Source organism: Vibrio sp. UCD-FRSSP16_30, from assembly GCF_001676025.1.
GTDB lineage: Bacteria > Pseudomonadota > Gammaproteobacteria > Enterobacterales > Vibrionaceae > Vibrio.
Window position 1 is genome coordinate 29,628 of sequence record NZ_LZFW01000004.1, and the last position, 25,542, is coordinate 55,169.

The 25,542-nt window shown below is 42.8% G+C and carries 26 protein-coding genes; 19 read left to right on the top strand and 7 right to left on the bottom strand.

Going from position 1 to position 25,542, the window contains the following annotated elements; all coding sequences use genetic code 11:
• Positions 1–19: 19 nt before the first annotated feature.
• The 13 genes from gpt (at position 20) to pgpA (ending at position 11,211) form a co-directional block, all read left to right on the top strand.
• On the top strand, positions 20–484 hold the full coding sequence (gene gpt, locus A9260_RS03690) for a xanthine phosphoribosyltransferase (RefSeq protein ID WP_068696320.1): 465 nt from the start codon (positions 20–22) through the stop codon (positions 482–484).
• Between the two features lie 117 nt (positions 485–601).
• Positions 602–1,840 (top strand): esterase FrsA, encoded by a 1,239-nt coding sequence (gene frsA / locus A9260_RS03695; protein ID WP_068696326.1) that lies wholly within the window; start codon positions 602–604, stop codon positions 1,838–1,840.
• A 104-nt stretch (positions 1,841–1,944) separates the two neighbouring features.
• A complete protein-coding gene (gene crl, locus A9260_RS03700) occupies positions 1,945–2,334 on the top strand; it encodes a sigma factor-binding protein Crl (RefSeq protein WP_068696328.1) in 390 nt (129 codons plus the stop codon).
• A 114-nt stretch (positions 2,335–2,448) separates the two neighbouring features.
• Positions 2,449–3,558, top strand: coding sequence for a glutamate 5-kinase (proB, locus tag A9260_RS03705; protein WP_068696330.1), 1,110 nt, complete (start codon positions 2,449–2,451; stop codon positions 3,556–3,558).
• Positions 3,559–3,598: 40 nt separating this feature from the next.
• Positions 3,599–4,849 carry a glutamate-5-semialdehyde dehydrogenase gene (locus tag A9260_RS03710; protein WP_068696332.1) on the top strand — a complete coding sequence of 417 codons (1,251 nt, stop codon included), beginning with the start codon at positions 3,599–3,601 and terminating at the stop codon, positions 4,847–4,849.
• Positions 4,850–5,107: 258 nt separating this feature from the next.
• The gene (nrdR, locus tag A9260_RS03715) at positions 5,108–5,557 is read left to right on the top strand and encodes a transcriptional regulator NrdR (protein WP_068696334.1); all 450 of its coding nucleotides are present in this window, start codon (positions 5,108–5,110) and stop codon (positions 5,555–5,557) included.
• 51 nt (positions 5,558–5,608) lie between these two features.
• Entirely contained in the window at positions 5,609–6,706 is a 1,098-nt protein-coding gene (ribD, locus tag A9260_RS03720; RefSeq protein WP_068696336.1) for a bifunctional diaminohydroxyphosphoribosylaminopyrimidine deaminase/5-amino-6-(5-phosphoribosylamino)uracil reductase RibD, read from the top strand.
• A gap of 13 nt (positions 6,707–6,719) precedes the next feature.
• Positions 6,720–7,376 (top strand): riboflavin synthase, encoded by a 657-nt coding sequence (locus tag A9260_RS03725; protein WP_068696338.1) that lies wholly within the window; start codon positions 6,720–6,722, stop codon positions 7,374–7,376.
• Positions 7,377–7,435: 59 nt separating this feature from the next.
• Complete coding sequence (gene ribBA / locus A9260_RS03730) at positions 7,436–8,545, top strand: bifunctional 3,4-dihydroxy-2-butanone-4-phosphate synthase/GTP cyclohydrolase II (RefSeq protein ID WP_068696339.1); 1,110 nt, start codon at positions 7,436–7,438, stop codon at positions 8,543–8,545.
• Positions 8,546–8,684: 139 nt separating this feature from the next.
• Entirely contained in the window at positions 8,685–9,155 is a 471-nt protein-coding gene (ribH, locus tag A9260_RS03735; RefSeq protein ID WP_068696340.1) for a 6,7-dimethyl-8-ribityllumazine synthase, read from the top strand.
• On the top strand, positions 9,155–9,628 hold the full coding sequence (gene nusB / locus A9260_RS03740) for a transcription antitermination factor NusB (protein ID WP_068696341.1): 474 nt from the start codon (positions 9,155–9,157) through the stop codon (positions 9,626–9,628). The genes ribH and nusB overlap by 1 nt, the downstream gene beginning before the upstream one ends.
• Positions 9,629–9,715: 87 nt before the next feature.
• Positions 9,716–10,684, top strand: a complete 969-nt coding sequence (thiL, locus tag A9260_RS03745) for a thiamine-phosphate kinase (RefSeq protein ID WP_068696343.1) — start codon at positions 9,716–9,718, stop codon at positions 10,682–10,684.
• Positions 10,685–10,707: 23 nt separating this feature from the next.
• On the top strand, positions 10,708–11,211 hold the full coding sequence (pgpA, locus tag A9260_RS03750; protein WP_068696345.1) for a phosphatidylglycerophosphatase A: 504 nt from the start codon (positions 10,708–10,710) through the stop codon (positions 11,209–11,211).
• Between the two features lie 100 nt (positions 11,212–11,311).
• On the opposite strand, the gene dxs is transcribed toward pgpA, so the two are convergent.
• The 3 genes from dxs to xseB are packed head-to-tail and all read right to left on the bottom strand — an operon-like array spanning position 11,312 to position 14,342.
• Positions 11,312–13,180 (bottom strand): 1-deoxy-D-xylulose-5-phosphate synthase, encoded by a 1,869-nt coding sequence (gene dxs / locus A9260_RS03755; protein ID WP_068696346.1) that lies wholly within the window; start codon positions 13,178–13,180, stop codon positions 11,312–11,314.
• A gap of 27 nt (positions 13,181–13,207) precedes the next feature.
• Positions 13,208–14,101 carry a (2E,6E)-farnesyl diphosphate synthase gene (gene ispA / locus A9260_RS03760; protein ID WP_068696348.1) on the bottom strand — a complete coding sequence of 298 codons (894 nt, stop codon included), beginning with the start codon at positions 14,099–14,101 and terminating at the stop codon, positions 13,208–13,210.
• On the bottom strand, positions 14,088–14,342 hold the full coding sequence (gene xseB / locus A9260_RS03765; RefSeq protein ID WP_068696357.1) for an exodeoxyribonuclease VII small subunit: 255 nt from the start codon (positions 14,340–14,342) through the stop codon (positions 14,088–14,090). The genes ispA and xseB overlap by 14 nt, the downstream gene beginning before the upstream one ends.
• A 260-nt stretch (positions 14,343–14,602) precedes the next feature.
• On the opposite strand from xseB, the gene thiI reads away from it, so the two are divergent.
• The 4 genes from thiI (at position 14,603) to rlmM (ending at position 18,448) form a co-directional block, all read left to right on the top strand.
• Positions 14,603–16,051, top strand: a complete 1,449-nt coding sequence (thiI, locus tag A9260_RS03770; protein WP_068696360.1) for a tRNA uracil 4-sulfurtransferase ThiI — start codon at positions 14,603–14,605, stop codon at positions 16,049–16,051.
• A 100-nt stretch (positions 16,052–16,151) separates the two neighbouring features.
• Entirely contained in the window at positions 16,152–16,370 is a 219-nt protein-coding gene (locus tag A9260_RS03775; RefSeq protein ID WP_068696362.1) for a hypothetical protein, read from the top strand.
• Between the two features lie 16 nt (positions 16,371–16,386).
• Entirely contained in the window at positions 16,387–17,298 is a 912-nt protein-coding gene (locus A9260_RS03780) for a transcriptional regulator GcvA (protein ID WP_068696363.1), read from the top strand.
• Between the two features lie 61 nt (positions 17,299–17,359).
• Positions 17,360–18,448 (top strand): 23S rRNA (cytidine(2498)-2'-O)-methyltransferase RlmM, encoded by a 1,089-nt coding sequence (gene rlmM / locus A9260_RS03785; protein ID WP_068696366.1) that lies wholly within the window; start codon positions 17,360–17,362, stop codon positions 18,446–18,448.
• Between the two features lie 33 nt (positions 18,449–18,481).
• Here rlmM and xni read toward each other — a convergent pair whose 3' ends face one another.
• From xni to queF, 4 genes are all read right to left on the bottom strand, one after another.
• The gene (gene xni / locus A9260_RS03790; RefSeq protein ID WP_068696367.1) at positions 18,482–19,258 is read right to left on the bottom strand and encodes a flap endonuclease Xni; all 777 of its coding nucleotides are present in this window, start codon (positions 19,256–19,258) and stop codon (positions 18,482–18,484) included.
• 73 nt (positions 19,259–19,331) lie between these two features.
• A complete protein-coding gene (gene ppnN, locus A9260_RS03795) occupies positions 19,332–20,693 on the bottom strand; it encodes a nucleotide 5'-monophosphate nucleosidase PpnN (protein ID WP_068696368.1) in 1,362 nt (453 codons plus the stop codon).
• 229 nt (positions 20,694–20,922) lie between these two features.
• A complete protein-coding gene (locus A9260_RS03800) occupies positions 20,923–22,986 on the bottom strand; it encodes a tetratricopeptide repeat protein (protein ID WP_231892564.1) in 2,064 nt (687 codons plus the stop codon).
• 227 nt (positions 22,987–23,213) lie between these two features.
• Positions 23,214–24,077: an NADPH-dependent 7-cyano-7-deazaguanine reductase QueF gene (queF, locus tag A9260_RS03805; RefSeq protein WP_068696370.1), complete on the bottom strand. Its 864-nt coding sequence runs from the start codon at positions 24,075–24,077 to the stop codon at positions 23,214–23,216.
• An 86-nt stretch (positions 24,078–24,163) separates the two neighbouring features.
• Between queF and syd the strand changes: the two genes are divergently transcribed.
• Positions 24,164–24,709, top strand: a complete 546-nt coding sequence (syd, locus tag A9260_RS03810; RefSeq protein WP_068696503.1) for a SecY-interacting protein — start codon at positions 24,164–24,166, stop codon at positions 24,707–24,709.
• A gap of 1 nt (position 24,710) precedes the next feature.
• Complete coding sequence (locus A9260_RS03815; RefSeq protein ID WP_068696371.1) at positions 24,711–25,487, top strand: Zn-ribbon-containing protein; 777 nt, start codon at positions 24,711–24,713, stop codon at positions 25,485–25,487.
• Positions 25,488–25,542: the final 55 nt, after the last annotated feature.

The following is a 25,542-nucleotide window of genomic DNA, read 5'->3' on the forward strand; positions in this document are numbered from 1 at the left end:
TTAAATAGGTTTACCCGCTATGCCAAAAAAATACGTCATCACTTGGGATGAAATGCAAACTAACTGTCGCGAACTTGCTAGGCGTCAAATGCCAGCAGAACAGTGGAAAGGGATCTGGGGCGTGAGCCGTGGTGGTTTAGTACCCGCTGCTATCCTTGCTCGTGAATTAGGGATTCGTTATGTAGATACTATTTGTATCTCAAGCTACGATCATGATCACCAGCGCGATATGACAGTTCTTAAAGCTCCTGAGGGCGACGGTGAAGGCTTCCTTATCGTTGAAGATTTAGTTGATAGTGGTGACACTGCGCGTCAATTACGCAAAATGTACCCTAAAGCTAAATTAATTGCGGTATGTGCAAAACCTTCTGGCGTTGAGTTGCTAGATGACTATGTAGTCGACATTGCGCAAGAAACTTGGATTGAGCAACCATGGGACATGCAACTTACATTTGCAGAACCTATCAATCGTAAGCGTAAGTAATTTGGGTCAATGACCTTTTTTGCTAAAAGCAAAAATTAGATTTTATGTGAAATGCCTCTATTTAGAGGCATTTTTTGTTTATGCTTAGTCATAAGTTCAACATACAGACGCTTTCCTATGAATGATGATAAAGACAAAAACCTTTCTGAAAAACTGTTTACCAAGAACATGCAAGCAAGAGAAACCTCTGGTTTAACTCAATATATGCCAAGTAGTTTAAGCCAATTAGAGAGCAAGCCTTCCCATTCTTGGTATCGTAACCTTCGTCGTTTGCAGTGGATTTGGCAAGGTGCCGATCCTATTGAACAAGAGCAAGTCTTAGCGCGTATTTCATCTTCAACAAACTCTCGCACTAACGATCAATGGCTTGATACCGTAATGGGATTTCGCTCAGGTAACTGGGCTTATGAATGGACCCAAGCGGGGATGGAGCATCAACGCCGAGCATTCGAATTAAAAGGTGAAGAGGCTGCGCTTGCCCTATATAAAGCCAGTTTGTACTTTAGCATTGCAGCGTATCCGCACATTAAAGGCGACAACTTAGCATCACAGGCGCAAGTGCTTGCCAATAAAGCGTATAACGAAGCATCAGAGAAAAGTCAGTATGTATTCAAGCAATTGAATGTACCTTATAAAGGCAAAACGGTTCAGGCTAACCTGCATTTACCTCATACCGAGCGTCCGCTGCCTGTGGTTATTGTTTGTGCCGGTCTGGATAGTGTTCAAACCGATATGTGGAAGTTGTTTCTTGATTATCTAGCGCCTAATGAGTTTGCGATGCTGACTATTGATATGCCTTCCATTGGCAAAAGCAGTCACTGGACATTATCGGAAGATTCTAGCTGTTTGCATAAAGCGCTTTTAGATTACTTACCAAAGGTTCCGTTTGTTGATCACTGGAATGTAGGACTACTAGGGTTTCGCTTTGGTGGCAATGCATTAGTACGTTTGAGCCTTCTTGAAGCCAGTCGAATTAAAGCGTGTGTGACCATTGGCGCACCGGTGCATGATATTTTAGCGTCGCCTCAAAAACTTATTAATATGCCGAAGATGTATTTAGACGTTCTGGGGTCTCGATTAGGTAAATTGCCTATTGATATTCAAAGTCTTGCAGGGCAAATGTCCGCATGGTCTCTAAAAACCCAAGGCCTACTGGCTTCTAGACGAACCAGTGTACCTTTATTAGCGATTTCTTTAGATGGTGATCCAGTCGCGCCTCATACCGATAATCAGTTAATCGCAATGTCCAGTAAGATGGGGAAAGCGGTAAAAGTACCATCAAAAAATCTTACATCAGGCTATCAGCAGTCACTGGATCTTGCGGTGAATTGGCTTATTGAAGAATTAAAATCGTGACAAGTGTATGAAACTAGTGGCACTATGGGTGCGTTTATGTAGCTGAAGAGTAACAATAAACACCAGTTGTTGTGTTTATAATAAAAATAATACATGGAGTTATTATGCTAGGGAAGCAACCCACTTATCATCGAATGATTGCTAAGCTTAAAGCAATCGGACCTTATCTGCGTGAGTCTGAGTGTCAGCCGAACTTATTTTTGTTCGACTGTTTATCGGTTTGTGTTGATGATAAAAAGTCACCAGAGTGCCGTGAATTTTGGGGCTGGTGGATGGAACTGGAAAAACAAGATGAAGGTTCAATCTGTATCGCGCGTTTTCATCATGGTAAATATAATGCATCTGGGGCATGGATAGATGAAAAACTTCCAGCCACAGCAGAAGCTGAAGTACAGCGCACGCAAACGGTTTTTGAATCAAAAATAAAAGAACAGCTGAGTAAGCAGTTTGAGTTTGAATTTGAGCTTCACCAAGACTCTGAAGTCGTCGCATAGCGAAAAATAGAAAATCAAGGCGCCTTAGGGCGCCTTTTTGTTTTTTTACTTGTGAAACAGGACTTAGCTTGTTAAAAAAGAGTATTCTTTTTTATTAGTATTAATGAGTAATAAATGCAAGCTAAGACAGTTGTGGTGAAACTAGGTACTAGCGTACTTACCGGTGGATCTCAGTATCTTAACCGCGCCCATATGGTGGAATTGGTTCGTCAATGTGCGGAGTTGAAAGAGCAAGGTTATAACCTTGTATTGGTTTCCTCTGGAGCTATTGCCGCAGGGCGAGAGCAACTAGGACACCCCGAACTTCCCAATTCAATGTCCACCAAACAACTATTAGCCGCTGTAGGTCAGTCTCATCTTATTCAAGTGTGGGAGTCTTTATTTTCTATCTATAATCTGAAAATAGGGCAGATGCTATTAACTCGAGCGGATCTTGAAGACAGAGAGCGATTTCTCAATGCTCGCGACACCATTAATACCTTACTTGAATACCAAATCATCCCCATTGTTAATGAAAACGATGCGGTCGCAACCACGGAAATAAAAGTTGGTGATAACGATAATCTATCGGCGTTAGTTGGCATTTTATGTGGCGCGGATAAACTACTGCTATTAACCGATCAATCAGGGTTATTTACAGCTGATCCTAGAAGCAACCCAGACGCTAAGTTGATTCGCGAAGTCACAAGTATTGATGAGTCCTTACGTAAGACTGCCGGTGGAAGTGGTACGACACTTGGCACCGGTGGCATGGCCACAAAATTGCAAGCTGCCGAGATTGCTACACGCTCTGGTATAGAAGTTATTATTGCCGCGGGTAGCGCAGAAAACGTCATTTTAGAAAGTGTTTCATCTTCGCCATGTGGCACACGCTTTTTACCGCTGCCAGATTCTTTGGAAAACAGAAAACGTTGGATACTTGCCGGCCCAGCCGCCTCTGGTGATATTGTGATTGATCAAGGCGCAGTAAATGCCTTGCAAAGTAAAGGCAGCAGCCTTTTAGCGAAAGGCGTAGTGACGGTTAACGGTATCTTTGCTAGAGGCGAAGTCGCCCGTATTGTGAATCAATCGGGTGTGTTAATTGCTAAGGGCTTAGTTCGATATTCAAGTGAAGATTTAAACCAAATTCAGGGTATGCACAGTAAAGCAATTGCTGAGGTTCTAGGGCATGATTATGGCTCAGAAATAATACACCGTGATGATTTGGTCATGATGCAGGATTAAGGAACAATCCTGTTCAACAATATTTAAAGAGGATGACATAGTGGATCTTATTCAACTAGGCCAACGCGCAAAGCAAGCGTCTTTTACATTAGCGACAACAACGACAGCAACCAAGAATCAAGCTCTTGCGATTATGGCCGATGAGCTTGAAAAACAATCAAAAACAATTCTTGATGCTAACGCTATTGATATTAAAAATGGCCGTGATGCGGGAATGAGTGAGGCGTTATTAGACCGCTTACTGTTAAACGAAGCACGCATAAAAGCCATTGCAGATGATGTGCGTAATGTTATCAAACTTAACGATCCTATCGGCAGTGAGTTAGATAGCCGAGTATTGGAAAATGGTCTGTCGTTATCTCGTCGCCGTGTACCTTTAGGGGTCGTGGGTGTGATTTATGAAGCAAGACCTAACGTGACCATTGATATCGCTTCACTGTGTTTAAAAACCGGTAATGCCAGTATTTTACGTGGCGGAAGAGAAACCTTCTATTCCAACATGGCGCTGGTTAAAGTGATTCAAACTGCGCTGGAACAAGCGGGATTGCCGGGCGCATCGGTGCAATACATTGATAAGCCCGATCGTGAATTGGTGTCTCAGCTATTAAAGCTCGATGAATACGTCGATATGATCATTCCTCGTGGCGGCGCTGGCTTACATAAAATGTGTAAAGAAAATAGCACCATTCCCGTGATCATTGGTGGCTTTGGTATTTCTCATATCTTTGTTGATGAAAGTGCCGATATAGAGCGTTCATTAACCGTGGTTGAGAACTCTAAAGTGCAGCGTCCATCGGCATGTAACTCGTTAGATACGCTATTGGTACACCAAGCGGTAGCTAAAGAATTTCTCGCTAAATTGGCGAATAATCTAAGCGATAAAGTTGAGTTTGTTGCTGACGCCAATGCTGCGCCATATTTAGCTGATGCTAATAGCGTGCGAGAAGCCAAAGACGGTGACTTTGATACCGAATGGTTGGCGTTTGTTCTTGGGATCAAAGTGGTCGATGATGTGGACGCAGCAATTAAACATATGCGCGATCATAATGCCAGTCACTCCGATGCCATCATGACTAATGATTTAAATAATGCTGAACGCTTTATCAATGCGGCAGGTTCTGCGGCAGTGTATGTGAATGCTTCGACACGCTTTACAGATGGTGCTCAATTTGGCTTGGGCGCAGAGGTGGCAGTATCCACTCAAAAATTACATGCTCGCGGGCCTATGGGGCTGGAAGAGCTGACTAGCTACAAGTGGGTCGGTAAAGGTAATTACTTACCAAGACCATAGTACCTACCATCTTATTATAAAAACCTCAGGTAGCCTTATCACTGGATAAGGCTACCTTGTTACACAAAAGTAATAGAGATTTATCACATAGCGTTTTTTTGTTTTATTTCCTTTGCTTAACTATCTCGAATCCATTCTATAAATCCGTTACACTGAAAAGTTATAATTACTTTGCCTTGTAAACAGGGAACTTGAACGTTAATTAGGTTCATTACCCTTACAGCATAGTCCCCCTTTTTTCATTATTATGGAGCTTGTATGCACTGCCCATTTTGTTCAGAGAATGAGACGAAAGTCATTGACTCTCGATTGGTTGCTGACGGGCATCAAGTACGCCGTCGCCGCCAATGCCTTGCTTGTAATGAACGTTTCACCACGTTTGAAACAGCAGAGTTAGTGATGCCAAAAGTGATCAAATCTAATGGAAATCGCGAACCTTTCAACGAAGATAAACTTGCTAATGGTTTGCATCGCGCATTAGAAAAACGCCCTGTAAGTGCGGACGCGGTTGAATTGTCTCTGAGTGTGATTAGTTCTAAGTTGCGTGCCACCGGTGAACGAGAAGTGTCTAGTGACATGATCGGTAACTTGGTAATGGAGCAACTTAAAGAGTTGGATAAAGTCGCTTATATTCGTTTCGCGTCAGTTTATCGCAGCTTTGAAGATATTAGAGAGTTTGGCGAAGAGATTGCGAGACTGGAAGATTAGTGTTTTGGTTATGTTTTTAAATATAGTGCCGTCTTCTCAAGAGTTATCTAAATGAGTTTTTCTTTGTTTGACCATCAAATGATGGCAAAAGCGATTAAATTAGCCGAAAAGGGACGTTTTACAACGCACCCCAATCCCAACGTTGGTTGTGTGATTACACAAGGTGAAAGCGTTGTCGGTCATGGCTATCATATTCGTGCGGGTGGTCCTCATGCCGAAGTGCACGCCTTGAGAATGGCCGCTGAAAAATCTGTCGGTGCTACCGCCTATGTCACTTTAGAACCCTGCTCGCATTATGGTCGAACGCCACCCTGTGCCGAGGGACTGATTAAAGCGGGTGTGTCTCGCGTTATCTGCGCTATGCAAGATCCTAATCCTCAAGTATCCGGTAACGGTATTGCTATGCTTAGAGAAGCAGGTATTGAGGTTCAAGTTGGATTATTAGAATCAGAAGCTGAGCGTATCAATCGTCCGTTTTTAAAGAAAATGCGCACCGGTCTGCCTTGGGTTCAGCTAAAAATGGCAGCCAGTCTTGATGGAAAAACAGCCCTGAGTAATGGCAAAAGCCAATGGATTACCAGTGGTCAAGCTAGAGCGGATGTACAGCTTTATCGCGCTCAAGCGGGAGCGATTTTATCCACCTCTAAAACGATGATTGATGATAATGCTTCACTCAATGTGCGCTTTGAAGAGCTCTCAGACGAGACGCAGGCTTTATATCCTGAAGGTGAAGTGAGACAACCCGTACGAGTTATCTTAGATCGTCAAAGAAATCTTACTCAAGATCTGCGCTTATTTAACACCTCCGGAGAGGTGTTGGTGATGCCTGAGCAACAGGCTCAGAGTGCAAGTTCAAAAAATAGTGGTGTGGATTTAGCTGAACTACTTGTAAATCTAGCATCACAACACAATATCAATCACATCTGGGTTGAAGCAGGGGCGACCCTGGCTGCAAGCTTTATTGAGCAACAACTTGTCGATGAGCTTATTGTTTATTTAGCGCCAAAGATTATGGGGACCGATGGTCGAGGCTTGGTCAATTTATTAGGATTGACCGATATGCAACAAGCTGTTGAGTTGCAGATAGAGCAACTCACCCAAGTAGGGCCAGACATTAAGCTGGTTGCTACCTTTAAATCATTACAATAGAACAGGATTAACTATGTTTACCGGTATCGTTGAAGCCGTTGGCACCCTAGCTAACATCACCAATCAAGGTGAAGATATTTCTATTACAGTAGAAACTGGGCTTCTAGATATGTCAGATGTTAAATTGGGCGACAGTATTGCAACCAATGGCATCTGCCTAACAGTAGTCCGCTTTGATCAGCGCTCATTTACCGCTGACTTATCGGTAGAAACGCTGACTGCAACTGGCTTTGCTCAGTATCAAGTTGGCGATAGAGTTAATCTTGAAAAAGCGATGCTTCCGACCACTCGTTTTGGTGGGCATATCGTTTCTGGACACGTCGATGGCGTTGGAACAATCATAGAAAGAATCCCTGTCGGTCGCGCGGTTGAATACTGGGTTGAACTGCCGAGTGAATTAGAGCGTTATGTGGCGCAAAAGGGCTCAATTACGGTGGATGGCATTAGCCTAACTGTTAATGATTTGCGTAAAAATGGTTTTAAATTAACCATTGTGCCTCATACCGCGCAACAGACCATTATTGATGAATTTGTCGTAGGAAGAAAAGTAAACCTAGAGGTTGATGTACTGGCTCGCTATATGGAGCGATTGCTCGGTGTAGGATCAGAACAATCTCAGGAGTCTTCCTCGATGACTATGGAATTTTTACAACAAAACGGCTTTGCATAGGCGTTATTTAACGCGTGTGACAAACACTTAACTAGGATATAAAAACTAGGAATTAAAATATGCCTATCAGCTCACCACAAGAAATTATTGAAGATATTCGCTTAGGTAAGATGGTTATCCTGATGGATGATGAGGATCGTGAGAACGAAGGCGACCTTATCATGGCGGCGGAGCACATTACTCCTGAAGCTATTAACTTTATGGCGACCTATGGACGCGGCCTTATTTGTCTAACCATGACTCAAGAGCGTTGTGCTCGTCTAGGTTTGCCACCTATGGTTCAAGATAATAACGCTCAATATTCAACAGCGTTTACTGTCTCTATAGAGGCTGCGGTAGGCGTAACAACCGGGATTTCTGCAGCGGATCGCGCAGTCACAGTTCAAGCAGCTGTTGCCGCTGATGCAAAGGCGGTTGATCTGGTTCAGCCGGGTCATATTTTCCCTCTTTCAGCGCAAGATGGCGGCGTATTAACACGCGCAGGACACACTGAAGCAGGCTGTGATTTAGCTCGTCTTGCCGGTTGTGAACCAGCATCTGTTATCGTAGAAATCTTGAAAGACGATGGCGAAATGGCTCGCCGTCCAGATTTAGAAATTTTTGCTGAAAAACACGGCGTTAAGCTAGGCACAATTGCTGACCTAATTGAGTACCGTAACAACACGGAAACGACCATTGAGCGCGTTGCTGAATGTAAATTACCAACAGAGTTTGGTGATTTCGATATGGTGACTTACCGCGATACTATCGACAATCAAATTCACTACGCTTTGCGTAAAGGTGAAGTGTCGGAAGAGGCGTGTTTGGTGCGTGTACACCTGCAAGATACTTTTACTGATCTACTGCGCTCAAACCGCAACTCGGATCGTAGCTGGTCTTTAGATACTGCAATGCAACGCATTGGTGATGAAGGCGGTGTGCTAGTGGTGCTGGGTAACGAAGAAACCAGCGAACAACTGATTCACAAGCTAAAAGCATTTGAACAGCAAGATAAAGGCGAAGCGCCAACCATGGCGAAAAAGCAGGGTACCTCACGCCGCGTTGGTGTCGGTTCTCAGATTCTTGCTGATATGGGCGTGAGCAAAATGAAGCTGATGTCATCAAGCAATAAGCGTTATCACTCACTGTCAGGCTTTGGTCTAGACGTTGTTGAGTACGTGTGCGAATAACAATTAATTTTTGACGGGTTGTTATTTCAACCCGTTTATTCAATAACTAGAGAATTAGCTGAAATGAGATTAGATCCTAGTCACACTATTGTGCTAGAATCCGGCGATTCTCATTCATAAGATAGTTGAAGGAAAACTTATGAACGTCATCGAAGGTGGATTTGCAGCACCTAATGCTAAAATTGCTATTGTAATTTCGCGTTTCAATAGCTTTATCAACGAAAGCTTGCTGTCTGGTGCTATCGATACCTTAAAGCGCCATGGACAGGTTGCCGAAGAAAATATCACAGTAGTACGTTGCCCTGGTGCGGTAGAATTACCTCTAGTGGCTCAACGTGTTGCTCGTACTGAAAAATACGATTCAATCGTGGCTTTAGGTAGTGTTATTCGTGGTGGAACACCACACTTCGACTATGTTTGTAGTGAGTGTAATAAAGGTCTTGCACAAGTGTCTCTGGAGCATAGTCTGCCAGTTGCGTTTGGTGTATTGACTGTTGATACCATAGATCAAGCTATCGAGCGTGCCGGAACCAAGGCTGGTAACAAAGGTGCAGAGGCAGCACTCAGCGCGCTTGAAATGATCAACGTTCTTTCTGAAATCGATTCCTAATGGGGGCCAGTGTGAAACCAGCCGCACGTCGTAATGCACGTCAATTTGCTCTACAAGCTATATATTCTTGGCAGATCACTAAAGAGAATATCGCTACTGTAGAAGAACAGTTTTTGTCCGCTGGAAAGTACGGGGAAGAAGAAACCCAAGCTGATGAGCCAGCGCTGAACGAACAAGAAACAGATGTCGCATACTTCCGTGATCTGTTGACTGGTGTTGCACTGTCTCACCAAGAGCTCGACAGCAAGCTACGTCCATTCCTTTCTCGTCCTATGCAGGACTTGGATATGATGGAGCTAGCGCTTCTTCGTCTTGCTATTTATGAGATGACTCGTCGTGAAGACGTACCTCATAAAGTTGTGATTAACGAAGCGATTGAATTAGCGAAAGTATTTGCTGCAGAAGACAGCTATAAGTTCGTTAATGGTGTGCTTGATAAAGCCGCGCCATCACTTCGTAAAAACAAAAAATAATCAAACCAGATTATTGAAGTAATAACGTTATAAAGGTCAGCTTCTGCTGGCCTTTTTTGTATGTATCCAACCCTAAATGGAGTCATTGTGGCCGGAGAATTTGAGTTAATCAGTAAGTACTTTGCTAATCAGAAGGTAAAGCGGGACGATGTTGAGCTTTCTGTTGGTGATGATTGCGCTCTTTTAAGCGCGCCTCATGGCTGTTTCGTGGCGGTCAGTACAGATTCATTGGTTGCCGGTACTCATTTTCTTATCGATGCAGACCCAAAGTGGGTAGGGCACAAAGCATTAGCCTCTAATATTAGTGATTTAGCGGCGATGGGCGCTGAACCTGCATGGGTGTCGATGGCTATTTCATTGCCTAAACCAGACGAAAAATGGCTAAAGCAGTTTTGTGATGGTTTTTTCCCGCTAGCGGATGCGCATAATCTGCAACTGATTGGTGGAGACACAACACGAGGCCCTTTAAGCATTACCTTGACCGTTCATGGCTTTATTCCAAAAGGAGAGGCACTGCTTCGCTCTGGAGCGAATGTAGGGGATAAAATATTCGTGAGTGGTCAGCTAGGTGATAGCCATGCCGGGCTTGAGGTAATTCTTGAACAAGATAAACGCCTTCTTGCGCACGCCACTACCCTAGAAGAGCGTCATTACTGCGCTGCCTCTAGAGTGGCATTAGGTATGATGCTGCGAGGTAAAGCCAGCAGTTGCATTGATATTTCTGATGGCTTGGTTTCTGATATTCAGCATATTATGAATCGCTCTAAAGTAGGGGCTAAGCTGAATATAGATAAGCTTCCGGTTTCTAAAGAGCTTATCGAATATTGCTTAGACAAAGAGATCGCTCAGCAGTATGCACTTAAAAGTGGTGAAGAATACGAGCTTTGTTTTACGCTTCCTCAACATCTGGTAGAGTCGGTGCAACAATGCGCGACCGAGCTTGAGATTGAAATCACTGAGGTGGGAGAGATCATCGAAGCTGAAACTTTGCAGTTATTGCGCAATAATCAAATAATTGAAAAAGACGTAGCGGGCTTTGACCATTTCCGCTGTTAATTAATAACGACTTAGAGACACTCATGAGCAATCCCCTTGATAAGATTTCGTTAGATAACCCTTGGCACTTATTTGCTACTGGATTCGGTAGTGGCCTATCGCCAATTATTCCTGGCACTATGGGTACATTAGCTTCTATTCCACTGTATTTAGCCTTAGTTCAATTACCACTTGCCGCTTATTCAGTGGTAGTGTTATTGAGCTGTATCATTGGTATAAAAATATGTAGCGTGGCATCTAAAGACATGGGAGTGCACGATCACGGATCTATCGTGTGGGATGAATTTGCCGGTTTTTGGATCACTATGCTGGTGGTACCAATATTTAATATCCCGGCCAATGATTGGCATTGGTTGCTTGCAGGTTTTGTTCTATTTCGTTTCTTTGACATGGTAAAACCATGGCCAATTAGCTACTTAGATAAGCAAGTGCATGGCGGTCTAGGCATTATGATCGATGATATTGTTGCGGGTGTAATGGCGGGTATAAGCTTAGCGGTACTTGGCGCAGTATTAGGTTGGTATTAGAAAGAGAAAGGACCTAGGTTTCTAGGTGCTGGGGTTCTGGGGCTGGATTTCTAGGACCTAGGACCCAGAAATCCAGGCCCTAGAAAATTTAGGTTCGGCTCTACAAACTCACATACTCTTCAATTTGACGCTGAATACCTTGCGCGTCTAATCCAAGCTCTGCATGCATTTCATCTTGCGTACCTTGCGCGACAAAGTAATCAGGAAGGCCAAGATTCAATACTGGCTTAGCAATTTTCTGTGACATTAGATATTCAGTCACGCCACTACCTGCGCCACCGGCAACCACATTCTCTTCAATGGTTACAAGTACATCATTGTCAGCAGCTAATTGCTTGATCAACGCTTGATCAAGAGGCTTAACAAAACGCATATCAGCAACAGTGGCATCTAATTGCTCTGCCGCTTGCAGGGCATTTGCTAAGAAAGTACCAAAGCTTAAGATAGCGACCTTGCCTTTACCTTGTCGAACAATGCGCCCTTTGCCTATTTCTAGCTCGGTAAAGGTTGATTCGATATTAATGCCAGTGCCTTTACCTCTTGGGTAACGAACGGCAGCAGGGCCTTGATGCTGATGGCCAGTGTAGAGCATTTGGCGACATTCATTTTCGTCACTTGGTGCCATGATGGTCATATTCGGAATACAACGCATAAAGCTAAGATCAAAAGCGCCTTGGTGAGTTTGTCCGTCTGCACCGACAAGCCCGGCTCTATCAATGGCAAATAACACTGGCAAATTCATAATCGCAACATCATGGATCAACTGATCGTAGCCACGCTGTAGGAATGTTGAATAAATGGCCACAATCGGTTTATTGCCTGAAATGGCTAAACCGGTTGCTAAAGTCACCGCGTGTTGCTCGGCAATAGCCACATCAAAATATTGCTTAGGAAATTCTTTTGAAAAACGCACCATGCCTGAGCCTTCACGCATAGCAGGTGTGACCGCCATTAGCTTAGGATCAATTGTGGCCATATCGCATAAGAACTCACCAAACACTTTTGAGTAGGTTGGTTTGCTGCTTGTGCTCTTAGGTAAAGAGGATTCAGCAGGGTCAAATTTAGGTACGCCATGATAGCCAATAGGATCTTTTTCTGCTGGCTCATAACCTTTGCCTTTTTTGGTCATAATATGCAGAAATTGTGGGCCTTTCAGGTGGCGCATGTTTTTAAGTGTTTTGACCAACTCAAGCACATCATGCCCATCAACAGGACCGATATAGTTAAAACCCAGCTCTTCAAACATGGTGCCAGGAACGACCATACCTTTAAGATGTTCTTCAGTGCGACGCACTAACTCTTTAATGGGTGGAACGCCAGAGAGCACTTTTTTGCCCCCTTCGCGAATCGAAGTGTATAGGCTTCCAGAAAGAACTTGCGCTAAATGGTTATTAAGAGCGCCGACATTTTCTGAAATCGACATTTCGTTGTCGTTAAGTACCACTAGCATATTAGGGTGAATGTCACCTGCGTGGTTCATCGCTTCAAAAGCCATACCTGCGGTGATTGCACCATCGCCGATGACACTGACTACTTTACGATCTTTACCTTCTTTCTCCGCGCCTATAGCAATACCGAGAGCGGCACTGATAGAGGTGGATGAGTGGCCAACAGAGAGCACGTCATATTCACTCTCGCCTCGCCATGGAAAAGGGTGCAAGCCGTCTTTTTGACGAATGGTCGACATTTGTTCGCGGCGACCTGTTAAAATTTTATGTGGGTAGGCTTGATGCCCTACATCCCATAATAATTGGTCAAACGGTGTTTTATAAACGTAATGCAGCGCGACAGTCAGTTCGACAGTACCTAAACCTGAAGCAAGGTGACCACTGGATTGGCTGACACTATTTAATAGGTAAGTTCGCAGTTCATCACAAAGTGTTGGGAGCGTTTCTTTAGGAAGAGAACGCAGCTCATCAGGCGTGTTGGCTAATGCCAATGTTGGGTATTTTGAGATATCAAGTGTCATAAGTCTTCGCGCTGATAAGTGAATAAATTAGTTTTTTCGTTCGACTACGTAGCGAGCAAATTGCTCAAGTAGTTCTGTATTATAAGGAATAGCCTCTAGCTCTTGCAGGGCTTGTTCCAGCAGTTGTGCTGCTTTTTCTTGTGCACCTTCCAATCCTAGAAGCGATGGATAGGTGGATTTGTTCAAAGCAATATCAGAGCCTTGGGGTTTGCCGAGAGTTTCCGTATCGCTGGTAATGTCTAATATGTCGTCTTGAACCTGGAACGCTAGTCCAATTTTTTGAGCAAAGCTGTCAAGCTTAGGTAATTGTTCAATACCTGCTTCGCCGGCCGCTAATGCGCCGAGCTGAACGGCTGATTTTATCAAAGCCCCTGTTTTATTGCGATGTATTAACTTTAATTCATCCAATGCAACTAAGCGATTTTCCGCTTCTAAATCCAGAGACTGCCCTAAGCACATACCAGAAGCGCCTGATGCACTGGCTAAACTCTGCACCATTTTAATGCGGTAGCTTTCAGCTTGAGGTGCTAGTTGACCTTCGGCCAAGATGCTAAACGCTAATGTTTGCAATGCATCGCCGGCAAGAATCGCGGTTGCCTCATCAAATTGTATATGACAAGTGGGTTGGCCGCGTCGCAACTCGTCATCATCCATGGCGGGTAAATCATCATGGATTAACGAATAGGCATGAATACACTCAATGGCCGATGCAGGTGTATCTAATGCTTTACTATCAAGGCCAAAAATAGAACCTGTGGCATAAACCAGAAACGGCCTAGCTCGCTTACCACCTAATAGTAGTCCATAGCGCATTGCCTGAATCAGGTTATTGTCTTGATAATGTAAAGAGTCTAACCAAGTTTCTAATTGTTGGTTATTTCGCTTTTGATAGCTTTCAAGTTGTTGCTTAAAATGGGTCATCGCCAGATTCAAATTTGAAATCTTGAGGGGTCGCTTCAACTTGATTTTCCATCAAGATTGAAACACGTTGTTCAGCTTGGTCTAACTTTGTTTGACCTGCACGAGCAAGTGCAATGCCGCGTTCGAAATTTTTCAGTGCAGAATCAAGTTCAAGATCGCCTTGTTCAAGCTGATTAACTATTGTATCGAGTTCTGCAAGAGACTCTTCAAAACTCATATTCTCTGGTTTTTTGGTCGCCATATTCATTCTTTTCTACGCTATGATCCGAGAAAGGTAACTCAGGCAAGAGTGATGGTCAATTTTCGCAGTCAAAAATCCTGCTTTATCGCTAACTTTAGTGCTTTTTTTGCTAGATAAATGAACTGCCTACCATATTGTTTTATTTTTACTCTGCTTGAAATAGGTATATAATTCGTCGCCCTCAATTGTCCTTGCTATCTCAGTGGCAGAATAATTTAGGCTAGACTGAAGCCATTGACGAATCAGAAGTGAAATTATCTATGAAGTTTATCGTAAAACCACATCCGGAAATTTTTGTAAAAAGCGATTCTGTAAAAAAACGCTTTATACGCATTTTGGAGTGCAATTTAAGGATCATCATCCAACGTCGCACTGAATCTGTGGCGGTATTCAATCGTAGAGATCATATTGAGGTTTCTTCTGATAGTTATGATAACTATCAAGAAGTTCTGGAAATTTTGACTCAAACGCCGGGTATTCACCACTCTTTAGAAGTCAAACAAACTGGCTTTACTGATCTGCATGATATTTACGAGCAAGTCCTTGAATTAAGCGGCAGTCGCATTGAAGGTAAAACCTTCTCAGTACGCGCTAAGCGTCGCGGTAAGCATGAGTTTACTTCAATTGAACTTGAACGTTATGTTGGCGGTGGTTTAAACCAAGCGGTTGAGAGTGCCAAAGTTAAGCTGACTCGTCCTGAAGTGACGGTTAATGTTGAAGTTGCCAATGACAAACTTAACCAAGTGTTAGCGCGTCATAAAGGTTTAGGCGGATTCCCTCTTGGTACACAAGAAGATGTGCTTAGCCTTATTTCTGGTGGTTTTGATTCTGGTGTATCTAGTTATCTACACATTAAACGTGGCTCTAAAACGCATTTCTGCTTTTTCAATTTAGGTGGTCCTGCTCACGAGATTGGCGTTAAGCAAGTTGCTCACTACCTGTGGAACAAATACGGTTCATCGGCAAAAGTTAAATTTATTGCGGTAGATTTTGAGCCAGTCGTGGCTGAGATTCTAGAAAACGTTGAAGACGGTCAAATGGGCGTAGTGCTTAAACGTATGTTTATGCGCGCAGGTGGCATGATTGCCGATCGCTTTAAAATTGAAGCCTTGGTTACCGGTGAAGCTCTGGGTCAGGTTTCAAGTCAGACATTGACTAACCTACGTCATATTGATGGCGTAACAGACTCTTTAATTTTGCGCCCGCTGATTAACTGGGATAAAGAAGACATCATCGATCTTTCCCGCATCATTGGTACGGAAGACTTTGCTAAAGTGATGCCAGAGTATTGTGGCGTTATTTCTCGCAAGCCAACAGTTAAAGCGGTTAAAGCGAAACTTGAAGCTCAAGAAGCTCGATTTGATTTCTCTGTTTTGGATAGAGTTGTTAATGAATCTCGTGTTATGGATATCCGTGATATTGAGAAAGAAAGCTTAGAGCAAGCTCCGGAAATTGAACAAGTAACCGCAATAGAAGAAAACGCGGTTGTTTTGGATATCCGTAGCCCAGATGAAGAAGATGCCAATCCTTTAGAGATTGAAAATACACAAGTTGTACATCTTCCATTCTTTAAATTAGCAACTAAGTTTGGCGACTTAGACCAGTCTAAAACTTACTTGTTGTACTGCGATCGCGGCGTGATGAGTCGTTTACAAGCGCTGTACTTACAAGAGCAAGGCTTTAGCAACGTTAAGGTTTATCGCCCTTAATTTGCCCATATATAAATTTATAGGTCGGTGTCAGCCAGTTTGACTCCGGCCTTTATTTTTATTTAGGCAAAAAAAAACACCGCTCAAAAGAGCGGTGTAAATGACAGACAAGTCCGTTAAATTAGAAGTGTGCTTGGAGTATGATCCAAGCACTGGTAGAAACTACCGAGCTCAACAAGAGCCCACAAACACAACATCGCAGATAGGGGTCAATGCCAAAGGCATGCCGTTTAGACCCGTTTCGCGTTGGGTGCAATATAGATTTTCTCTGGCTGTTCAACAACGGACAATTTATAATGTTTCACATAAGAAAAACTAATGACAGATAAGAGTGTATGGCAAGACGACTACCCCCACTGAAATCTTTGAAGGTTTTTGAAGCCGCCGCCCGCCATTTAAGCTTCACTCGCGCGGCTGAAGAGCTATTTGTTACGCAGGCAGCCGTGAGTCATCAAGTTAAAGCGCTTGAGGAGTACTTAGGTTTAAAGCTGTTTAGACGACGTAATCGCTCTTTATTGCTGACAGAAGAAGGCCAGAGTTACTTTTTAGATATTAAAGATATTTTTACTGCATTGTCTGAAGCAACCGATAAGGTACTTGAGCGCAGTGAAAAAGGTTCGCTGACAATCAGCTTACAACCGAGTTTTGCGATTCAATGGCTAGTACCACGGTTGGCGGATTTTAACGCTCAAGAGCCTGATATTGATGTTCGAATCAAAGCTGTGGATATGGATGATGGTTCGCTGACCGATGATGTTGATGTCGCGATTTATTATGGTCGAGGTAATTGGCCGGGACTGCGAGCAGATAAACTGTACCAAGAGTACTTAATTCCAGTTTGTGCACCGCGCTTGCTAGACAGTCATAAACCACTAAGCTCACTGGAAGACTTAACCGAACACACTCTATTGCATGATACGTCACGTAAAGATTGGAAGCAGTTTGTTAGGCAGCATCGTTTAAACGATATCAATGTGAATTACGGTCCTATCTTTAGCCATTCGACAATGGTATTGCAGGCAGCAGCTCACGGGCAAGGTATTGCGCTGGGGAATAATGTATTAGCCCAGCCAGAGATTGAAGCAGGGCGTTTGATCAGTCCATTTGATGAAGTACTGATAAGTAAAAATGCTTTTTATGTGGTTTGTCATGAGAAACAAGCCGATGTTGGACGTATTGCAACATTTAGAGATTGGATGCTCAGTATAGCGGCGAGCGAAGGTGTTCCTTCCATTAGCCAAGATTAATCAATTTTGACGCATCAGCGTCGCGCGTTGAAATATTCAGCGCACTGAAACGAGGTTTAACTTGAAACAGGTTATTTTGTATTGCCGTGCAGGCTTTGAAAAAGATTGTGCGGGTGAGATTCAAGACAAGGCAAACAACATTGAAGTGTTTGGCTTTCCACGCGTAAAGCGTAACAGCGGTTATGTTTTATTTGAGTGCTACACCGAGGGTGACGCTGACCGTTTGGTTCGTGAGATTGACTTCAAAACGTTGATTTTTGCTCGTCAAATGTTTGCGGTTGCTGCTGATTTTGAAGATCTTCCGGTCGAGGATCGTATCTCACCTATTCTAGAGGCATTGACTGAGAAAAAGTCGATTCCAACTTGTGGTGATTTACGCGTTGAAACGCCAGATACCAATGAAGCGAAAGAGCTTCTCAAGTTTTGTCGTAAGTTTACTGTACCATTGCGTCAAGCAATGCGCGGCAAGGGCTTACTGTACAAGAAAGATAACTTTAAAAAGCCTGTAATGCATTTGTGCTTTGTTGAACCGGGTAAATGTTATGTTGGGTACTCTTACCCAAGCAATAACTCTCAGTTCTTTATGGGCATTCCTCGTCTTAAATTCCCAGCGGATGCACCAAGTCGTTCAACGCTTAAATTGGAAGAAGCATTTCATGTGTTTATTCCTAAAAATGAGTGGGAAGAAAGACTGGCTTCTGGCATGTGGGCTGTGGATCTAGGAGCATGTCCAGGTGGTTGGACTTATCAATTAGTGAAACGCTCTATGTTTGTACACGCAATTGATAACGGCATGATGGCGCAAAGCTTAATGGATACCGGTCAAGTGAAGCATCAGCAAGTGGATGGTTTTAAATTTGAACCACCTCGTAAAAATGTCACTTGGCTGGTGTGCGACATGATTGAAAAACCATCTCGCGTTGCACAGTTAATGGGGGAGTGGTTGATTCAAGGTTGGTGTAAAGAAGCCATCTTCAACTTAAAACTGCCAATGAAAGGCCGTTATGATGAAGTGTTAGGTGACATTGATAACCTTAAAGTTTTCTTAAAAGAAAATGGTATCAAGTTCACTTTGCAAGCTAAACACCTTTATCATGACCGTGAAGAAATTACGGTTCATATTCAAGCTCATACTAATTTGGGCTGGTAAAAAATAACGTTAAGCTGTCATCCTGATTACTGATCAGGATGATGGTTTTGTCCAACGCAAATCTTGTAAGTTAAACCCAAGCTCCAGATCGATTTTTAAAGCGGCAAGCTCGCGACACATTAGAGCGTGATCCTCATTCCCAGCTATCTTTTTCTTATACTTTTCTGGCAGTTGTTGATTGGCAAAGGCTTGTTCTAGAGTGTCATTACTCTCTAAGATTTCTCTGGCCGCTTTAGGTCCTATTCCCGGAACACCGCTGAGCCCTGTACCACTAATTCCAGTCAATCCCCAATAGTCACTTAGCTGTGATACCTTGACCGCAAACTCTTTTTCAACAAATGCCTGATCTAACCAACGGTGTTGAAAGTAGTCTCTAATACGCAGTGATGGTGAGAGCAACTGGCAGTAGCCTTTATCGGTTGAAATGATCGTCACTTGGTGTTGCTGACGAGCAAGCTTAACCGCAAGAGTAGCCACAAGATCATCTGCTTCATCCCCATCAGAGAGTAGCGAGTCGATGCCAAGATCCCACCATGCTTGCTGGATTTTATCGAGACCTTGAGCTAAAGGCTCTGGCATGGGTTTGCGGTTTTGTTTGTACTGCTCAAAACGCTGTTCACGCCAGCCTCGAACTTGCTGGTGGTGATCAAATACCGCGATGATATGAGTTGGCTCAGTTTCGTTAAGAATACGTTTTAGAGTTCGAGAAGTGGTGTCTATGGTTCTCTGAATATCTGTTTCATCAGGTTGCGCTGAGTGCACTCTGCGAATCAGGTTTAGAGCATCAATGATAACCAAGTGTATAGACATAAAATTAACAAAAAAATGGGGCCGTAGCCCCATTGTATCGAAAAGTTCTTTAACTGTTTAATTTTATGCTTATTTAATCTGAGGTTTGTACTTTGTAGCAAGGAACATAGTCTGAACCGGGAAGCTTCATTCGTTGTTGTTTAACAAAATCCCCTAACAGAGTGTCCATTTTTTTCATCAGCTCTTTATCACCATCAATGATAAAAGGCCCTTTTTTCTCTATTTCCCGTATGCCTTCCGCTTTTACATTTCCGGCAACAACACCGGAAAAGGCTTTACGTAAATTAGCCGCTAAAACCTCAGGTGGTTGATCTAAATGAAGGTCTAAATTGTGCATATTTTCATGAGTCGGATCAAAGGGCATTTGAAATTCAGGATCAATATGCAGCGACCAGTTATAGCTGTAGGCATCCTCATTGTGTTTTCTATGCTCTTTTACCGCAGGCATTGCTTGCTTGATAATGCGCGCCGCTTTGGCAGGATCATCAATCACAATTTGGTAATACTTTTGAGCCTCTTTGCCTAATGTATCGTGAATAAATTGATCAATAGAACGAAAATAATCTTCGCTCTCTTTTGGTCCTGTTAGCACGATAGGTAAGGGCTGATTACAGTTTTTGGGGTGCATCATAATACCAAGCACATACAGCAGTTCTTCTGCTGTACCCGGACCGCCAGGGAAGATGACAATGCCATGAGCAATTCGCACAAAGGCTTCAAGACGTTTTTCGATATCAGGCATGATAATGAGCTGATTAACGATAGGGTTTGGCGGCTCAGCGGCAATGATTGATGGCTCAGTTAAGCCAATATAACGACTTTGTTTGTGACGCTGTTTAGCGTGGCCTATAGCGGCACCTTTCATTGGGCCTTCCATTGCACCCGGACCACAGCCGGTGCAGATATCAAGCTCTCGCAACCCTAATTCATGACCGACTAAGCGCGTATATTGGTATTCATTTTCGCTAATGGAGTGTCCGCCCCAACAAATGGTTAAGTTGGGTTCTATGCCGGGAATTAAGACTTTGGCATTGCGTAAAATGCCAAATACGAGATTGGTTACGTGTACTGGATTATCTAAATTTAAGGTTTGATGTTGCGCCATGCTCATGTGAACAAACACGATGTCTCGCAACACGGAAAATAGATGCTCTTGGATACCTTTAATGATAGTGCCGTCAACAAACGCTTCTTCTGGGGCGTTGTTCAGCTCAAGTTTAATACCTCGTTCTCGTTGTAAGACATTCACATCAAATGATAGGTACTGTTCGAGGAGCTTTTTACTGTCATCGGTATGACTGCCGGAATTGAGTACGGCCAGTGTGCAGTTACGATAGAGGGCGTAGAGCTCACTAGAAGCAGTTTTTTTGAGGCGCTCAACTTCGAGTTGAGATAGAAGATCCATGCTTCCTACAGGATTGATCGTTGTTATCATATCGGCTCCTTATTGATAGCAACTACCAGACTCATGAAGTGATATTAGTAGAGATGAAAATTGCTGAGTCAGGTAGATAGTGAACTTATAATTCAAGCTCACTTTATACGCAGTAAACTGACCATTAGAGGTAAATAGTCAGTTTCACTTCATTTTAATAGTAGAGCTATGAGTAGCAATAGCAATGAGAATCTCTAATAAAATGAATAAATTAAAGGCGGTACGGTTGCTATTCTAGCGACTCATCTTTTGCTGAGCTCTCTAAGATTATGGTCAGATTATCTTCATTACCAGAAGTATGAACTTTGATAAGTCCGTTGCGAATGGCATTTAAACAAGATTGACGCATATTATCTTGAGCAAAATAAGCGGCAGGCGCTAATGGAATAGCAGTAAAGGAAACCCACTGACTTTTATCTTCCATTTGTACCAAGGTAGTGCAGATGTCAGAAGCTAATAATAGAAGGTCTATCAGGTCTTCATCATTGATTGCAGTATAGGCTCTTGGTAAAAATGGGTAGTCTGCAATGCTGACACTAAGCATGCGGTTAACGTCATATTTGGTTTCAAAGCTATTGATGATCTGCTTAAATTGCTCAAAGATTAGCTCAGGCTGATGAAGCTTCTCTGGATTGGGCTCAATGTACAAAAAGCTTCTGTCGGATAAATGATACAAGCGTGAGCCTGCTGTGAGGCAATTTGAAATATGTTCACCAAAGGCTTTTTCTTCAGCACGTCCCACTTTATACCCGTGTTTAGTATAAATATCTGTCAGCATGGGGATATCAATTAAGGCAAATTTAAGACGATCGTTGAGTGGTTCATCGATGAGTTGCCCAAAGCGCCATTGCTCGTAGTTCATTGTTGAACGATTTAAAGAGTCAGGTAGTTTTTGAGTCAGCATTCTTAGGTTTTTCAAGCCAGAACGAGGGTGGGTATACAGCTCTTTACTCAGCTCATCTAAAAGTTGCTGCTTATGATTTGAACGTCGTGAGTTCACCACAAGTAAGAAGAATAACACCGTAGAGAAAATACCAAGAAACAAAGTGAGCGTTTTGGTTTTACTGTAATTTTCTTTGAGAACAGTAAACTCTCCTGCCTGATCTTTATAATGAAGAGATTGCTCAATGGAAGTCACTTGATCAAGGAAGGTGCGACTGAGTAAATCATTTTTGTCTTCTAAATTAATGGCGGTTAATTGATTGTACTCTTCAAGGTAGTGCAAAGATTCTGTGTCTTTATCAATAGATTTAGTAATACGATGCAATAAAGAAAGTGCTTTAAGCTGAATCTCTTTGTTGTCTAATTGTTGTGCGCTTTGTAGTGCATCTTGCGCTAATTTCTCTGCTTTTTCAGGTTGTTTTTTCAAGAAATCAAGCCTGGCTGTCAGCAGCGTCGCTTGGATGCGTTGAGCTTTAATATCTGTGTAATCAAGTAATTCTGTTGCACGGCTTAAATAGCGCTGTGCGAGGGTGAAGTTATATAAGTTGAGATAAGTTTCGGTAAGCTTTAAACGCAGTTCAATAATTTTATTTAAGTCTTTTTCTGCCAGTTCTAAATCCAAAACATTAAAGTAATGGACTAAGGCAAGGTTATAGCGACCTTGAATAAAATACACATCCGCTAATTTTCTAAGGACTGTCGCAAATAGTGGAGACTGGTCATAGTTACCATAATAACTTGCAGCTTGTGACAGATGCTCTTGGGCTTTTGCATAAATCTGGCGTTCAAAATATAAATCGGCAAGAAGGTTATTCGCTCGTGCAATATATTGAGCATCATCTTTACCAATCGCTAACCAATAACTTTCAATTAGTTCCTTTAGTGCAGAGCTAAGATGATGAATTTTAAGATAATGTTTACCTAGTTGTAAGCTGGCTTCTAAGCCTTCCTCGTAAGAACTGAGTGCTTTAGCGTGCCTTTTGGCATCGATAAAACTTTTCTCCGCTATTTCATTTTTGCCTAAATCTGAATAAATCTTTGCATGAGTTAGGCTGAGTCGATATTCAAGGCGATCTTTTTTAGCCCCCTTGATGTGAGAGTCATTCAGCTTATCTTCAATGCTTTTTAACGGAGCTTCTACTTTGCGTATGTCTTGAGTCATCTTCCACAAAAGGCTTACTTTTAAGATTTTAGACTCAGTTTCCCTAACCACAAGGTGGTGAGCATCAGCGATAGAGATGCTTCGGTCAATACTTGATAATGAAGAGCGATAATTACCCAGGATATAATCGGCAATACCGATTGTTTGATAAGCATAGATCTTATTATTAGCCTTGGAAATCGGGGTCATTTCCCTTTTTACTGGGCTAGTTGAGTAGTTTTCTTGGTGGCTGGGGTTGCTTATATTATTCAGGTACGTCCTTGCTTTGTTTTTAGATTGCAACGGCGTGATGCGAACTAATCGTCTAGCATCGATTAGGCTCTTTGTGAGACCTGTGTTGCTATCATCGGCTATTGCTGGCAGGGCGAATATGACCAGCAACCAAAGCGCAACGAACCTGAATAAAGGAAGCATAGTTATTGTCTCGCCAAGCGTAATGTATTGTCAGGGTGGCAATCGTTACTATTCAAACCGGTGCGATAAGGGTTGATATCTAAACCACCTCTTCGAGTGTAACGGGCATACACAGATAAAGATTCTGGATGACAGTAGCGAGTAATATCAGTAAAGATACGCTCAACACACTGTTCGTGAAATTCATTATGCTCTCTAAAAGAGACTAGGTAACGCAATAATGCTTCTTGATTGATTTTTTTGCCCGTATAACGAATTTCAACACTGCCCCAGTCAGGTTGATTAGTGATTAGGCAGTTCGATTTTAAAAGATGACTATGCAGTATTTCGCTGATATTTTCTTGTGAGTCATCAGAAACACTGCTTTTTAGATAGTCAGCGCTAAATTCATACTCAGTAATAGTAATGTCTTGTTCATCAATGCAATCGCCTTGCATATCAACAATGGGTTGTTGATTGAAGTCTTGTACTTTACTAAGAGTCACGCTGACATCACTACCCGCGCATATAGAAAGATCGCAAACCAACTGCTTTTGCACCTCATCCCAATTAGAAAATTGCGTTTGATTATAGCTATTGAGATACAGCTTAAATGATTTAGATTCAATCAGGTTTGGGCTGCTGGCAGGGATTGCAACTTCACCCACCGCTACTTGCGGTAGACCATTACTATTGAGCCAAGAAAGCTCATATAAAGTCCAAATATCTTGGCCTTTAAATGGCAAGGTCTCGCCAAGTTGTAGATCATCTCGGTTTAGACTTCTTGGTACGGGTTGCAATAGCGTTGGATCATATTGAGACGAATATTGCGTCTTTTGTCCAAGGGTTAGGCCTGCAAGCTCTTTTGCGTCTGAATATTTGCTCATTTTACACTGCGTTATAGAGTAGAATGTGTGGAATTTTACTGAATAGATACTTAGATGTCATCAACGGAACGCTTGTAGGGTTACTTATGTCCAATTCTATTACCAATGCACTTAGCTCGATTCACCAACAATACCTTAAAACCTTCGAGCAAGAGTACGGCACTTTGCCAACCAGCTCAGAGCTAGTCGGCGTTGCTTCACCTTGTATCGTAGAGAGTAAATCAGGGGAAGTGTATTGGCAGCCAATACAAAGAGAGCAACTTGCTGACTTTTCTAATGTCGAAAAAGGCATTGAGCTTGAGATTCATTCTGATATCAAAGAATTTTATAGCGGTCACTATAGCGCTGATCTAACCATGAGTTGGAAAGGAAAGCCGCTGACATTACTGCAAATATGGAGTGATGAAGACTTTGTGCGCCTACAAGAAAATATCCTAGGTCACTTGGTTACTCAGCGTCGTTTAAAGATCAAACCAACGGTCTTTATTGCCGCGATTGATTCTGATCTTGATGTAATTTCGGTGTGTAACCTGACCGGTAATGTGGTTCTTGAAACGCTGGGCACTAGCAAGCGAGAAGTACTGACCGACAACTTGCAACAGTTTTTACAAAGCTTGGACGTAGAGGTTTAATATGTTCGTCTGTGAAATGCAGTTTGAGTGCTTTGAAAACACGACTTTGACCGCAGTAGAAAAAGCCATTAATGGGCTAATGGAAGCCCTGCGTTTTAATGGCCAAGTTTTGGGTAGAGAATTTCCTTTGGCGATGGATGAGGCCACTTTTAGTTTGCGCTGCGTCTGCCCAGAAGAAGACAGTCTACACCCAAGAAACCATTCTGATTTTGTGCGTTTTTCTTTAGCTAAATTATCAGAAGCGGGCGTGTTAACACCCAAAATACGCATTTTAGGTCAAGATCTAAACTCAGAACAAACCTCGGAAGAGAGTGAGCCGAATTGGCAGATTCTGTACACCACTTACGTACACACTTGCTCACCACTAAGAAGCGGCGACACCTTTATGCCGATTCCACTGTATCGTAACCCACCGACATTAAATGGCGATCATAAGTCTATCGTAAAGTGGCAAACTGAGTGGCAGGCTTGTGATGAGTTGCAAATGGCGGGTGGTTGTAAAGCGGAGCATGCGTCGCTGCGTGAGTTAACCTCTATTGAAAGTGACATCTATCGTCGCGGCTGGGATTTACGTGGCCGTCTTGAATACATCACTAAGATCCCGACTTACTATTATTTGTATCGAGTTGGCGGCGAAAGCTTGGCATTAGAGAAACAACGAAAGTGCCCTAAGTGCGGTGGTGAATGGCTTTTAGATGAGCCTTTACATGACATGTTCCACTTTAAGTGTGATTCGTGCCGACTGCTTTCCAATATTTCATGGGATCACCTCAAGTAACTTGCTTGGGGTTATCGATCTTTGCTTGTGGTGATAGAGCTAATAGAGTGGAAAA